This window comes from Cellvibrio zantedeschiae (genome assembly GCF_014652535.1).
GTDB lineage: Bacteria > Pseudomonadota > Gammaproteobacteria > Pseudomonadales > Cellvibrionaceae > Cellvibrio > Cellvibrio zantedeschiae.
Genome location: NZ_BMYZ01000004.1, coordinates 251,331 through 264,965 on the forward strand (window position 1 = coordinate 251,331; position 13,635 = coordinate 264,965).

A 13,635-nucleotide genomic window follows, 5' to 3' on the forward strand; every position below is an offset into this window, starting at 1 on the left:
ATGAAGCGATCCATGATGGAATGGTTTAGCGCTAAAGTTGCTATGCGAACAACGCTTGAAATATGCGTTGCCGGCAGTTTGCTTGTGCTTCCGATATCCAGCAGCTTTGCCGCCGAGAAGCCAAAAACTGAAGTGGCAGACTTGCGTTATGGCGTTGCGCTTTATCACTACTATCAGCAGGACTATATTCCCGCCATCACCGAATTAATGGTGGCTGATGCACGCGATGGTATTCAAGGCCATGGCAATAATCCCGAATTAATTGCAGGCGGTTTAAGTCTCGCATTCGGTATGCAAAACCATGCCGAGCAATTATTTACGCAATTGTTGCAAGACACCAGTCGCCCCCAAAATGTGCGCGATGCCGCCTGGTTTTATCTCGGTAAATTACAATACGCAAAAGCGGATTGGGCAGGAGCAGCAAGCAGTTTCAGTCGCGTAAGCGATAAATTCAATTCAGATTTGCTCGCAGAAATGCATTCCTTGCAAATCAATTTGCAAATTAAACAAAACGATCTCGCGCCCTTCAGTATTAAAAAAATCGAGCAAGATAAGCTTTCGCAATGGGAACCTTACGCGCTCTACAATTTGGGTGCCGCTAATGCCCGCAACGGTGATTTAAAAACAGCGAAAGAATTTTTTAACGAGTTAACTGCTATTTCATTTGATGGCAGCGGGCAATCGCGTATTGAATATTTAACCCTAATGGATAAAGCGCACACCGCGATTGGCTACACCTACTTGCAAGATAAAAGTTATTCCGCCGCTATCGAAGAATTCCGCAAAGTGCGTCTGGATGGCATGGAGTCTAATCAAGCATTGCTGGGTTACGGTTGGGCCGCTATAGCGCAAGAAAAATATGCCGAGGCAATTCGCCCCTGGCAAGTCTTGCAGCAGCGCAGTTTGTTGTTTCCCGCTGCACAAGAAGCGCTGCTTGCTTTACCTTTCGCCTACGAAAAACTTAATGCACCGGGCGATGCATTGCGTGAATACGAGCATGCCGAAGCCTTGCTTGCGCAGGAGATTGATTTAGTGCGCGATATGCGCGAAACCTTGACCGCAGGCGAATTATTAACACTGGTAAGCAGTAAACCCGTTTCTGCAACTATGTTGCAAGAACTGGAAAAGAAAAACGAGCCCGGAACTTTAACGGCATTAATTACTGACGACGGCCAAAACTGGTTGAAACTCAGCGGCACTAGCGTAATTAAAACCCGCTCTATTTATTTGCGTGAACTTTTTGCCCAAAACGATTTTCAATCTGCCGTGCTTGATTTGCGTGATTTATTAAAGCTGCAAAAAATATTGCTGGACTGGCAACCAAAATTAACGTCTTACACTGAATTGCTGCACCAAAAGCAAAATTGGCGGCAACAAAAAGAACAGCAGGTCTCGCAGCAGTCGCTTGTACAAAAACAAGTTGATATGCAAAAAGAGCGCGATGCTTTGGCAAAGCGTATAGCAACAGTTAAAAGTAATAATGATTATATTGCACTCGCGGATCCGCAAACCCGCAAACTCTTTGCTGCGGTAGAACGCTCCACCGCCACCATTGAACGCATGAAATCTGCTGGGCAAGACACAACTGAATACGAAAACAGATTGTGGGTAAGTCGCGGCATTTTACTGTGGCGCGCAGCACAAGATTTTCCCGCCAATCTGGCTGCGCTGGAAGCTTCCTTAGCCGAAATGGATGCTGCTATTACAGCAACTAAACTGAGCCATGAAAAAATTGCCTCAGTTATAGCTACCGGGCAAGATCTACAGCCGTTATTTGCGCGCATCCAAACCCAGCAAGCACAGGTAGAAAAACAATTACTGGATTTAAATAAAGTGATTGATGCGCGCTCGGAAAAATTACGCAGCAAAGTGGATGCCCAATTAAATGCTCACGAAAAACGCTTAAACCGTTATCTCGCGCAATCTCATCTGGCTGTGGCGCGCTTGTATGACGCGGCCTTAAGGAAGCAAGCGCAATGAAAATAAAAAATTGGCTTGTGCGCACATCTCCTTTGCTTTGTACCAGTTTATTGTTGGCCGGCTGCCAAATGTTTAGCCCCGATCGTGAAGTGGGTAAAACATTGGCGGACTTGCCGACAGCAACTATGCCGGACGCAAAAAATACCGTTGCCGTTATAGATAACAAAAAAATAGAAGCCAGCTATCAAAAAGCTTTATCGGCTGCAGAAGATCCGATTCTGCGCCAACAAATTCTTGCGCGCATTGCAGACTTTGAAATGGCTCGCAGCGAACAAGCGCAATTAAACGCTAATGATTCGGGCCACTATTTTGATAAACCTATTGCGCTCTATCGCGAATTAATTGCCCTGCAAGAAAAATCCGGCCAACCGGTAAAAGGTGTTGAGCTTGATCAGTTGCGCTATAAATTAGCCAAAGCACTATCTATGGATAGCCGTGGCGACGAAGCCGCAAGTGCACTTGATCAATTGGCGAAAACTGCCCCAGCGTCTACCTATATGGGCGAAACGCAATTCCGCCGCGCTGAAAAAGCATTTGCAGATGGCGATTATTTAGCGGCAGAAAAACATTACAAAAGCGTGGCGGAAGATAAATCCAATCCTCTGCAACAAAATGCACTTTATATGCAAGGTTGGGCGGAGTTCAAACGTGCCGACTATGATTTGGCCTTACAATCTTTTGCTAAGGTCGCCGATCAGCTGCTGACCCTGGCGAAGAAACCGGAGGATGTTTCCCAAGCGGTTGAGCAATTAAGCGGTGCGCAAAAAAATATGATGGAAGATACTTTCCACGTAATGAGTCTCTCATTTTCGTATTTGGAAGGTGCGCAATCTATTATAGATTTGCAAAAGGAAATGGGTGATCGCGTATACGAACATTTGCTTTACGAAAATTTGGGGCAATTGTATTTAGAGAAAAAGCGTTACAGCGACAGTGCAGAAACTTACAAGAGTTTTGTAGAGCACAATCCACTCAGCAATTTTGCGCCAGAATTTTCAATCAAAATGATCAGCGTATATGAGCAGGGCAACTTCCCCAGTTTGATTTTGCCAGCCAAGCAAGAATATGTTCAGCGCTACGGCATTAGCAGCACTTATTGGACGCAGCGCAACGGCGTAATTGGTGTTAACGCATTAAATTATTTACACAAATCGCTGCAAGAGCTTGCCGAGTATGAACACGCGCAAGCCCAGGAGCTTTCGGGTACTAATAAGTCTGAAGCAAAAGTGGCCTTCGGCCGCGCGGCAACCTGGTACCGCGAATTTGTTGCGACTTTCCCTAAAGATCCCAAAAATCCTGAAATGACATTCTTGCTCGCTGAGTCCTTGAGTGAGTCGGGCGATTATCCTCAGGCGATCAGTGCTTACGAACAAGTAGCTTATCAATATCAGGACAAGGCTCACGGTGCTGACGCAGGTTATTCAATTGTGTTGCTGTCAAATGAAATGGCTACTGGCCAAGCGTTGGCAGAGACGCAAAAAGCTGCCTGGCAAGAGCGCAAAACTAATTACGCGCTACGTTTCGCGCAGGGTTATCCCGCTGATCCGCGTGCCGCTGCAGTTTTAACCCAGGCCGCGCAAGAATTGCTCGCGCAGAAACGTTACGCCGAAGCCGCAACAGTTGCTGAAGAAATTATTAATTTAAAACCGCCAGCAGAAGCTAAATTGCAATTCACTGCATGGTTGGTGTTAGGTCACGCCAGTTTTGATGATAAAAATTATGCAGGTGCAGAAAAAGCTTATTGGCAGGTTTTGAATTTGCTGCCTGCAAATGCACAAACCCCCGGTGCTCCCACTGCGCAACAAATGCGTGAACGAATTGCTGCGAGCATTTACCAGCAAGCGCAAGCTGATTTAGTGTTGAGCCAAAAAGACGAGGCTATTAAAAAGCTGTTACGTATTTCTGATGTTGCACCAGATACCGACATCGCCATTAAAGGTCGTTATGACGCCGGTGTTTATTTAATAGAACAGCAAAAATGGAGTGAGGCGGAACAGGTTTATTTAAGCTTCCGTCAACAATATCCCAAGCACGAACTCACAGCATCTATTCCCGCCAAAATGGTTTTGATTTATCAAAACCAAAGCAAGTGGGCCTTGGCCGCGAATGAATTAAGCATTATGGAACGCAGCAGTAATGATCCCAATGTGAAGCGCCAGTCGCTCGCCATGGGTGCTGAGCTTTACGAAAAATCTGGCAACAAGCCAATGGCTATCGAGCAATATCAGCGTTACGCCAACGAATATCCGCGTCCGGTTGCGGAGGCCATGGAGGCAGAATTTCATTTGGCGAAACTTTACGGTGAATTGCAGGATACAAAAAAACGCCAGTATTGGTTGCAGCGCATGATTGATGCAAATGCATCTGCTGGCGCGCAAGAAAGTGATCGTACTAAATATCTGGCGGCATCAGCTGCGAATGAAATGGCTGATGCTCCCTATAAAGATTTTGCCAGCACGCCACTCACCTTGCCGTTAAAACAAAGTTTGCAGCGTAAACGTGCAGCATTGGATAAGGCACTCAAAGCACAAGAAGCCGTCCTTGCTTACGGCGTGGCTGAGTTTACGACGCAGGCCAGTTACCGTATTGGTGATATTTATGCGCAATTAAGTCGCGATCTCATGAAATCAGAGCGCCCAACAAATCTGGATGCAGCTGCTTTAGAGCAATATGATTTGTTGTTGGAAGAACAAGCCTTCCCCTTTGAAGAAAAAGCCATTCAAATTCATCAGGCCAACGCCCAGCGTAGTACCAAAGGAATTTACGATCAGTGGGTGAAGCGCAGTTTTGAAGAATTGGCAAAACTTTTACCGGCTCGTTATAAAAAGCCCGAATCAATTTTGGAGGTGAGCAATGAAATTCAATAAACCATTGCTTGCTTTTATTTCGCTGCTTGCATTTTTGAGCAGCTGTAGCTCTAACCCTGAAAAATCAGCTGATACTAAATCTGCAGAAAAACCAGCCTTAACGGAAACTGTTAAAGCTGAAGGCGATGCAGATAAGGGCGCGCCTGCTCCAGCAAAAGTGGCAATTTCGTCTGCTGTATTACCTGTGGGTCCGGCAACGCCAAATCCTTATTTGCAGAACCCACAAAAGTTTAGCGAGCAAGTAGAGATAAATTTCCATGATGCAGTCGCGTCCATACAACAAAAAAATTGGGATCACGCTGAGGCTGTATTAAAGCAGCTGGCCGAGAAAAATCCCAAACTGTCCGGCGTATATTTAAATCTGGGGATTGTGTATCGCAATAAAGGCGATTCCGAAAAAGCTGCAGCGGAATTTAATCGCGCAATTAACGCGAATATGAAAAATGTGGATGCCTACAATCAATTGGCGGTATTGAAGCGTGAGGCTGGCGATTTCGCAGCTGCTGAAAGTCTCTACCAAAAGGCGCTGACAATTTGGCCTTTTTATCCTGAAGGCCATAAAAATCTTGCGATTTTATATGATCTTTATTTAGGTAAACCCGAGCTGGCATTGCCACATTATCAAGCCTACCAACAATTACTTCCTGCACCTGATAAACAGGTTGATAGTTGGGTGGCAGATTTACAGCGTCGTTTGAATGGCGGCAAAGCGCCTGAAAAGGCGGAGGTAAAATAAATGCGTTCCTATCGCAAATCTATGGCTAAAATCTTTACAGTGTTTTTAAGCCTGGTTGCAGCTACAGCAATTGCTCAGGATTCTGCAGCGCCCAAAAAAAAAGTGAGCGAGGCAGAGGTGAAGCAGGATGCAAATACTGCAATCCAGAAGACTGATTTAAAAGCGGATGCTGCAACTGTAAAAACAAATACTGCAACAGGCCAGCCTGCAAAAAAAATGGTGCAAGACGCCACGATTAATTTGCAAACAACAATTACTGGAAATCAGGAGCAGCCGCGTGTGCTTTATATTTTGCCGTGGCAATCACCGCAAACCGCAGATGTTGATTTTGAACCGCTCGATAATCAACAGAAAGCAGTTTTCGGTCATGTGGAGCGCGAGGAACTGCGGCGCGAATTGGAGTCCGCAGGCGAATTGCAATAATTATTCTTAACCAACTTATTTTGTTTCAATACATTTTTATTTAGGCGCAGGGGAAAAACTATGAATATGGCAACGGTTATTCGTTTCTTTCAAGACGGAGGCATTTTTATGTTTCCAATTGGATTGATTCTTATCGTAGGTACGGCAATCGTAATCGAAAGATTCATTTTTTTAAGTAATGCAAAAAAAATGAATCGCGATGCGTTCGATCGAATTTTAGCAATGTTGCAAAAAAAGGATTACCAGGGCGCGCTTAATGTCGGTAAATCTTCTGAAGCACCTGTTGCCAAAATTATCAGCGCAGGTTTGCAGCGTATGGCGCAATCCAGTCGTCGTGAAGATATTGAATTAGCAATGGAAGAAGGTGTAATGGAAGCTGTGCCTCGCCTGGAGCGCCGCACAGGTTATTTAGCAACCTTGGCTAACGTTGCGACCCTGCTGGGCTTGTTGGGAACCATTGCGGGTTTGAGTGAGGCCTTCGGTGCAGTGTCTAATGCCGACCCGTCAGAAAAAGCAGCGCTCTTATCTGCGAGTATTGCAGTTGCCATGAATGCAACAGCCTTCGGTTTGTTTACCGCAATTCCTTTATTGTTAAGCCACTCCTTTATTCAAAGCCGTACTTTGGAAATTGTTGATAGTTTAGAAATGGCCGGCGTGAAATGTATGAACATTTTGACCCATGCGCAAGATTTGATGGCTAAACAACGTGCTGAAACAAACTCACCCAAATAATGATTGTGCTGAATTGAAGTTAGCATTTTTCAGTGAGTCATTGTCGGTTAGAGGTAAAACCAAATGCGCCGATTAGCTAAAAGAAATGGCGAACACGCAGATGTGGACGTTACAGCCTTTATCAACTTGGTTGTGGTGTTGGTGCCCGTTCTCTTGATGGGAATGGTGCTGTCGCACATCACAGTGCTGGATTTAAAATTGCCGGATATTCCCGCTGCCAGCACCGAGCAGCAAGAGCCGCCGCCTGCGCAGCTTGAGCTGATTATTCGTCCGGATTATTTTGATATTAATTATCCCGCCGGTATACGCTTGAAGCGTATCGAGAAAACCGCGAGTGGCAAATATGATTACGAAAACCTGACACTGTATTTACAAGAAATTAAACGTCAGCTGGGTGATAAAGGCATCCAGAAACGCGATATTTATTTGCTCTCGGAAAAAAATACGGATTACCAAACCTTGGTAACCGTGATGGATACGGTGCGCTCCTACCGTACCGTAGTTGCGACATCTGTTGTGAATGCAGAGCTTTTCCCCGAAGTATCTTTAGGTGATGCCCCACCGCCAGGCGAGCAGACACAAGCTGTTTCCAGTGATCAAGGAGCGCAGCCATGAAAAAATCCATGCGCGCAAAACGTATGGCAAAACATCGCCAGCGTTTAAATCTTGTACCCAAATTAAATTTGGTGCCTTTGATCGACTGTTTTACTTTATTGATATTTTTCTTATTGATTAATTACTCTGCTGATGTGGAAGTTCTACATTCAGATAAGTCCATTAAATTACCTGCATCTATTTCGGAGACCGCACCAGGTGAAACCATTGTTATCACCGTAAGCGCTACCGATATTATTGTTTCAGGCCGGAAGGTGGGCAGCATCAATGAAATGATGGCGAATACCGCGCCTAAATTTGAACCTCTGGAAACAGAACTTAAATTTTTAGCGAGCAAAGCTGCGCCTGTTACAGAAAAGGAAAAACTCGAAGGTCGCCCAATTACCATCTTGGGTGACAGAGCAATTCCTTATGAACAGCTGAAAAAAATAATGGCCACTTGTGTTGCGGCAGATTATCGCAATATTGCCTTAGCCGTTTCCCACAGGGATGCCAGCAACAAAGTTTTGGGCACGGGCGGCAACGCTGTGAACGGAGGTTGATATGACAACATACATTATATCAACCATGCAGTTGCCCTGGTCATTCGCGGATGATGACGCGCGCTTTAAAAAAATCCTGTTGGTTGCAATGGTGATTTTTCTTGTAGTTGCGATTCCGGTTACGATTACTAAATTGCCGGAATTAACGCGTAAGGAAAAAGCGGATTTACCTCCGCAATTGGCTCGCGTCATGTTGGAAAAGCAAGAGCTCCCTCCACCAAAACCTATTGAACCGCCAAAGGAAGAAAAAAAGCCGGAAGAAAAGAAACCTGTGGAAAAAGTTGCTGAAAAAAAACCAGTGACGACCAACACTACTAAACCGGTTGAGAATGCAAAAAATATTGATTCAAAAAGCGATGTAACCGCCAATGCAAAAGCGCAAGCCCAAGCGCAAATTTCCACTTTCAAAGATGATTTGATGGAAATGCGTGAAGCCTTGCAAACCAGCGCGGTAGAAACTGCAAGCGCAACCGTGAGCAATGGCGCGGGCCAGGCAACGCAAGTTGATCGCTCTATGATTAATAGCGGCCAAACCAAAGGCAGTGGCGGCATCAATGTGGGCGCTTATGCTAGCCACGATGTTGGTGGCGTTGCACTTTCCGGCCGTGAAACCACCAAAGTAAAAAGTGATTTGGCTAATGCAGGCAAAAAAGCTGCAGGCGCTACAGGCTCGGGTGGCGGTAATAGCGATGGTGCAGGCGGCGCGGCGCGTAGCGAAGAAGAAATGCGCAAAGTGATGGAGCAATACAAAAGTTCCATCTTTTCAATTTACAACCGCGCTTTACGCGATAACGCTGCGCTACAAGGAAAAGTTAAATTCAAAATGATTATCGATCCGTCAGGCCAAGTGGTGGAAGCAAGCATCGAGTTTAGCGAGTTAAAAGATGCAGCTTTAGAGGCAAAACTTTTAGCTAAGATGAAATCAATCGCTTTCCCTGCCGCAAATGTTGTGCGAACAACTTTCTATCAAACATTGGATTTTTTGCCGCAGTAGTTTGAAACGTTAAAGAATAAAAAAAGCGAACCGATTGGTTCGCTTTTTTTATTCTTGTTGATCGTGGTTAGAGCGAAAACACAGCCACACCCAACTCGGCCAGTAAATAATAAATAACGCTGCCTATAACAGTCATAGAAGATGCAAGGCTTTTTGATGAGTATGTAACCTTTAAAATATTGCCAATGGTGGCTCTTGCAGTGCTGCCAGTTGCTCGCGCAGTTCCAAAATATGTTGTGACCAATAGTGCTCAGTATTAAACCATGGGAAATAGCGTGGAAATGCTGGGTCACTCCAGCGGCGCGCAAGCCACGCGCTGTAGTGCATTATGCGCAAACTGCGCAGCGCTTCGATTAGTTGCAGCTCTGCCAAATCAAAATCGCAAAACTCCTGGTAGCCCTCCAACATTTCACTCAATTGCAATCGCTGATTATCGCGCTCGCCCGTGAGTAGCATCCAAAGATCTTGAACCGCGGGGCCGGTGCGTGCATCGTCAAAATCCACAAAATGCGGTAATCCATCACGCCACAATACATTGCCGGGATGACAATCGCCGTGCAAGCGAATGGGGTTATAGTTAATGCGATCAAAGAGTGCGTCACATTGAATAATAATGTCGGCACCAACGCGTTTGTAATTTTCTAATTGATTGGCAGGAATAAAATTGTTGTTGAGTAAAAATTCGTAAGAATCACGTGCAAAATTTTGTACTGTTATTGATGGGCGATATTGAAACGGTTGCGCTTGCCCCATGGCGTGAATACGTCCAAGGCAGCGCCCAATCATTAACAGTGAATCAAAATCATCAAGGTTCGGGGCATGACCGCCCTGGCGACGAAAGAGCGCAAAATCAAAACCTTTATAGTGGAGCAGCGTGTTGCCCGCTTCGTTAATTAAGGGCGCGACCACCGAAATTTCTAATTCCTGCAATGCTTGAGTGAAACTGTGTTCCTCTAAAATTTGTTCACGTGTCCAACGCTCCGGGCGATAAAATTTTGCAATCAAAGGGCTGCCACCTTCAATGCCAATTTGGTAGACGCGATTTTCGTAGGAATTGAGTGCAAGTATGCGCGCATCGGTGAAATAGCCATTTTCCTCAACTGCATCCATTACCAAGTCAGGGCTTAGTTTTTCATAGGGATGAGATTGAGGTGTGTGCGCTACAGGCGGCGCTTCGTGCTCGAATTTGTTACTCATAGGCAGTAAGCCATCCTAACTTGATGTACGAGATTTACTGGCCTTATCATCTCATATTGAATACAAGCATTAAATTTTAATTTTGTGAATCTAAAAATCTTTTATCCGTGTCTTAATTTATGACAGGCGAGTTTATCGGACCGAGGTGTTGAAGCCGCCTCGAATATAAAATCAGCACGACACATAGAAGGATTAGGATATGTTGCTAAATAAAAAATTAATTGTGTTTACTCTGGTTACCTATCTTGTCTCCTGGGCATGTTGGTTGCCTATCATCAACGCTCTTCCAGCAGATGTTTTTAAATCATCGGCCAATGTTTTGTTGTTGTTCCTGTTGGGTGCCTATGCCCCAAGCCTTGTGGGTATCACCTTGACTTATTTTTATGAGCGGGGCCAAGGCCTGAAAGCCTTATTCAAGCGAGCTTTTTCCGTGAGGGTAGGTGCGGCTCCATTCTTGGCTGCCATAGTGACAGGGCCAATTTTGTACACAGTGGCGACGATTTTTTACGTAGCATTTGGCGGTGATGTTGGTGCGGTTAATTACGGTTTGCTACCTTGGATTCCTGTCGTGTTTGTGGTGCCTGTTGTCTTTGGGCCCTTGGCTGAGGAATTTGGTTGGAGAGGTTTCGCGCTGCCCCAACTCGATCACAAAAATAAAGTAGTGGCTGCCAGTTTGATTGTGGGATTGATATGGGCACTGTGGCATGCGCCTTTGTTCTGGGCGGCAACAGGCACTGCAATTAGCGGCTTCCCTGTTGCAGCCAGTTCGATTGCGCTTTTCTTTGGAATGGTAATTGGTGCGAGCTTTCTTCATACCTGGTTGTTTAACCGTGCTAATGGCAGCGTATTTATCGCAATCATGTTGCACTTGAGTATGAATGCTTGTGGGACTATCACCAACATGTTATTTCCTGAGATGAGCCTGGAACAAAAGTTTGATTTGTACGAATATTTTGTTCTGGCGATTTGGTTGTTGGTGGTGGCAGTGGGTCTGTTGAAATTAAAATCCAGGAACAATGTACTTAAATCTGCTGCGATTTAATGAGTGTGTAGCAATAAAAAAAGGGCGCTTGTTTGCGCCCTTTTTTTATTGCTAAATATTTTTACACAATTATTTATTGCTTAACACAATCAACAAAGTAACCGCGCTTGCCATCCACTTCACGTTTCACCAAGCCGTGAACATCAGTTTCAAAGCCCGGGAATTTTTCGTTGAAGTCACGCGCAAAACGCAAATAATCCACAATGGTTTTATTGAAGCGTTCGCCAGGAATTAACAACGGAATTCCTGGTGGATAAGGCGTTAACAAAATTGATGTGATACGACCTTCCAATTCATCAATCGGTACACGTTCAATTTCGCGGTGCGCCATTTTTGCAAATGCATCAGAAGGTTTCATTGCTGGCTGCATATCGCTCAAATACATTTCAGTCGTCAAGCGCGCAACATCATAAGCTTTGTAGAAATCATGGATTTGCTGGCAAAGATCGCGCAAGCCCATTTGCTCATAACGCGGATTTGCTTGCGCAAATTCCGGCATGATTCGCCACATGGGTTGGTTTTTATCGTAATCATCTTTGAATTGTTGTAGCGCGGCTACCAACGTATTCCAGCGACCTTTGGTAATGCCGATGGTGAACATAATGAAGAATGAATAAAGACCGCACTTCTCGATAATTACGCCATTCTCTGCCAAATATTTGGTAACTATAGATGCGGGAATGCCCGTCTCGCTGAAATCACCGTTTACAGATAAACCTGGATTAACGATGGTCGCTTTAATTGGATCGAGCATATTGAAGCCCGGCGCCAATTTTCCGAAGCCGTGCCAGTTGTCTTCGCTGCGCAATACCCAATCTTCGCGCTCGCCAATACCTTCCTCAGCAAACTCTTCCGGCCCCCATACCTGGAACCACCAATCCTGGCCCCATTCTGTATCCACTTTTTTCATGGCGCGGCGGAAATCGAGCGCTTCGAAAATAGATTCTTCAACGAGTGAATGACCACCGGGCGCCTCCATCATGGCTGCTGCGATATCGCACGATGCAATGATCGAGTATTGCGGTGATGTAGAGGTGTGCATCAAATAAGCTTCGTTAAACGCATCCTGATCGAGTTTTACTTTTTCAGATTCACGCACCAGCACTTGCGATGCTTGGGATAAACCAGCGAGCAATTTATGCGTGGATTGGGTTGAGAAAATCATCGACTCTTTTGCGCGTGGACGATCTTTGCCAATCGCGTGCATGTTTTTGTAGAAGTCGTGGAAGGTGGCATGCGGCAGCCAGGCTTCGTCGAAATGTAGGGTATCAATTTTTCCATCCAACATATTTTTCAGCGTTTCTACGTTGTAGAGCACACCGTCATAAGTGGATTGGGTAATCGTTAAAATGCGTGGTTTTTTATTGGCTGCAGCGCGTGCAAATGGGTTTGCTTCGATTTTGCGGGCAATGCTTTCCGGTGTGAATTCTTCCAGCGGAATAGGGCCGATAATACCGAGGTGGTTACGCGTCGGCATCAGGAATACCGGGATCGCGCCACACATAATAATCGAATGCAGAATTGATTTATGGCAGTTACGGTCAACCACAACAATATCGCCCGGTGCTACGGTTGAGTGCCACACCATCTTGTTGGAGGTAGACGTACCGTTGGTCACGAAATAGCAGTGGTCAGCGTTAAAAATGCGCGCGGCATTGCGCTCAGACGCAGCGATAGGGCCAGTATGGTCGAGTAACTGGCCAAGTTCTTCTACCGCGTTACACACGTCGGCACGCAGCATGTTTTCACCAAAGAATTGGTGGAACATTTGTCCGATAGGTGATTTCAAAAAGGCCACGCCGCCAGAGTGACCAGGGCAGTGCCATGAATAGGAACCGTCATTAGCGTAGTGAACGAGCGCGCGGAAAAATGGTGGTGCAAGGCCATCAAGATAAGACTTTGCTTCACGAATAATATGGCGCGCTACGAACTCGGGAGTATCTTCAAACATGTGAATGAAGCCGTGCAGCTCACGCAGGATATCGTTGGGGATATGGCGCGATGTGCGGGTTTCGCCGTAAAGATAAATGGGGATATCCGCGTTTTTGTAACGAATCTCTTCCACAAAGGCGCGCAGGGATTTCAACGCCTGATCGGTTTCCTCTTGAGAACCCTCGCCAAACTCTTCATCGTCAATCGACAAAATAAACGCCGAGGCGCGCGATTGCTGCTGCGCAAACTGCGATAAATCGCCGTAGCTGGTTACGCCCAGCACCTCCATACCTTCTTTCTCCATGGCATCCGCAAGCGCGCGGATGCCAAGGCCAGAGGTGTTTTCGGAGCGGAAATCTTCGTCGATGATGACAATAGGAAAGCGAAACTTCATGGAAACCTCCAAATAGAGCAGGTGCCAAAACGGCAAGTGCGAGTAAAGACGCCTGGGCAAGGTTGAGGCCACCGCTTGCGCGCCGAAAAGCTGGATGCGGATTTTCGCAGAAATAAATGGCTCGTGGGGAAAAAATACGCCCTAAAAGCCTCTTGGGGAGCATAAATCTTTCTTCTGCTAG

General features: G+C 45.8%; 11 protein-coding genes. 9 read left to right on the forward strand and 2 right to left on the reverse strand.

What is annotated here, in order from left to right; translation table 11 throughout:
- The 8 genes from IE104_RS17800 (at position 1) to IE104_RS17835 (ending at position 8,889) form a co-directional block, all read left to right on the forward strand.
- Positions 1-1,980: a tetratricopeptide repeat protein gene (locus tag IE104_RS17800; RefSeq protein ID WP_229838125.1), complete on the forward strand. Its 1,980-nt coding sequence runs from the start codon at positions 1-3 to the stop codon at positions 1,978-1,980.
- Positions 1,977-4,847 carry a tetratricopeptide repeat protein gene (locus IE104_RS17805; protein WP_229838100.1) on the forward strand — a complete coding sequence of 957 codons (2,871 nt, stop codon included), beginning with the start codon at positions 1,977-1,979 and terminating at the stop codon, positions 4,845-4,847. The genes IE104_RS17800 and IE104_RS17805 overlap by 4 nt, the downstream gene beginning before the upstream one ends.
- A complete protein-coding gene (locus IE104_RS17810) occupies positions 4,834-5,583 on the forward strand; it encodes a tetratricopeptide repeat protein (RefSeq protein WP_189421046.1) in 750 nt (249 codons plus the stop codon). The genes IE104_RS17805 and IE104_RS17810 overlap by 14 nt, the downstream gene beginning before the upstream one ends.
- Positions 5,584-6,006 carry a hypothetical protein gene (locus tag IE104_RS17815; RefSeq protein ID WP_189421047.1) on the forward strand — a complete coding sequence of 141 codons (423 nt, stop codon included), beginning with the start codon at positions 5,584-5,586 and terminating at the stop codon, positions 6,004-6,006. It begins immediately after the preceding gene.
- Positions 6,007-6,072: 66 nt separating this feature from the next.
- A complete protein-coding gene (locus IE104_RS17820) occupies positions 6,073-6,738 on the forward strand; it encodes a MotA/TolQ/ExbB proton channel family protein (RefSeq protein WP_189421197.1) in 666 nt (221 codons plus the stop codon).
- Positions 6,739-6,801: 63 nt separating this feature from the next.
- Complete coding sequence (locus IE104_RS17825) at positions 6,802-7,353, forward strand: biopolymer transporter ExbD (protein ID WP_189421048.1); 552 nt, start codon at positions 6,802-6,804, stop codon at positions 7,351-7,353.
- Positions 7,350-7,895: an ExbD/TolR family protein gene (locus IE104_RS17830; protein WP_189421049.1), complete on the forward strand. Its 546-nt coding sequence runs from the start codon at positions 7,350-7,352 to the stop codon at positions 7,893-7,895. The genes IE104_RS17825 and IE104_RS17830 overlap by 4 nt, the downstream gene beginning before the upstream one ends.
- A 1-nt stretch (position 7,896) precedes the next feature.
- Positions 7,897-8,889, forward strand: coding sequence for an AgmX/PglI C-terminal domain-containing protein (locus IE104_RS17835; protein WP_189421050.1), 993 nt, complete (start codon positions 7,897-7,899; stop codon positions 8,887-8,889).
- 171 nt (positions 8,890-9,060) lie between these two features.
- On the opposite strand, the gene IE104_RS17840 is transcribed toward IE104_RS17835, so the two are convergent.
- Complete coding sequence (locus tag IE104_RS17840) at positions 9,061-10,086, reverse strand: serine/threonine protein kinase (RefSeq protein WP_189421053.1); 1,026 nt, start codon at positions 10,084-10,086, stop codon at positions 9,061-9,063.
- A gap of 199 nt (positions 10,087-10,285) precedes the next feature.
- Here IE104_RS17840 and IE104_RS17845 point away from each other — a divergent pair, with 199 nt between their 5' ends.
- A complete protein-coding gene (locus IE104_RS17845) occupies positions 10,286-11,128 on the forward strand; it encodes a type II CAAX endopeptidase family protein (RefSeq protein ID WP_189421055.1) in 843 nt (280 codons plus the stop codon).
- Positions 11,129-11,201: 73 nt separating this feature from the next.
- On the opposite strand, the gene IE104_RS17850 is transcribed toward IE104_RS17845, so the two are convergent.
- Positions 11,202-13,454, reverse strand: coding sequence for an arginine/lysine/ornithine decarboxylase (locus IE104_RS17850; protein ID WP_189421057.1), 2,253 nt, complete (start codon positions 13,452-13,454; stop codon positions 11,202-11,204).
- Positions 13,455-13,635: the final 181 nt, after the last annotated feature.

Bases quoted from the DNA above. Each gene is read 5' to 3' on its own strand.
- IE104_RS17845 (WP_189421055.1), top strand. From the start codon at position 10,286: ATGTTGCTAAATAAAAAATTAATTGTGTTTACTCTGGTTACCTATCTT.
- IE104_RS17820 (WP_189421197.1), top strand. From the start codon at position 6,073: ATGGCAACGGTTATTCGTTTCTTTCAAGACGGAGGCATTTTTATGTTT.
- IE104_RS17825 (WP_189421048.1), top strand. From the start codon at position 6,802: ATGCGCCGATTAGCTAAAAGAAATGGCGAACACGCAGATGTGGACGTT.
- IE104_RS17810 (WP_189421046.1), top strand. From the start codon at position 4,834: ATGAAATTCAATAAACCATTGCTTGCTTTTATTTCGCTGCTTGCATTT.
- IE104_RS17830 (WP_189421049.1), top strand. From the start codon at position 7,350: ATGAAAAAATCCATGCGCGCAAAACGTATGGCAAAACATCGCCAGCGT.
- IE104_RS17835 (WP_189421050.1), top strand. From the start codon at position 7,897: ATGACAACATACATTATATCAACCATGCAGTTGCCCTGGTCATTCGCG.
- IE104_RS17850 (WP_189421057.1), bottom strand. From the start codon at position 13,454: ATGAAGTTTCGCTTTCCTATTGTCATCATCGACGAAGATTTCCGCTCC.
- IE104_RS17805 (WP_229838100.1), top strand. From the start codon at position 1,977: ATGAAAATAAAAAATTGGCTTGTGCGCACATCTCCTTTGCTTTGTACC.
- IE104_RS17840 (WP_189421053.1), bottom strand. From the start codon at position 10,086: ATGAGTAACAAATTCGAGCACGAAGCGCCGCCTGTAGCGCACACACCT.
- IE104_RS17815 (WP_189421047.1), top strand. From the start codon at position 5,584: ATGCGTTCCTATCGCAAATCTATGGCTAAAATCTTTACAGTGTTTTTA.
- IE104_RS17800 (WP_229838125.1), top strand. From the start codon at position 1: ATGAAGCGATCCATGATGGAATGGTTTAGCGCTAAAGTTGCTATGCGA.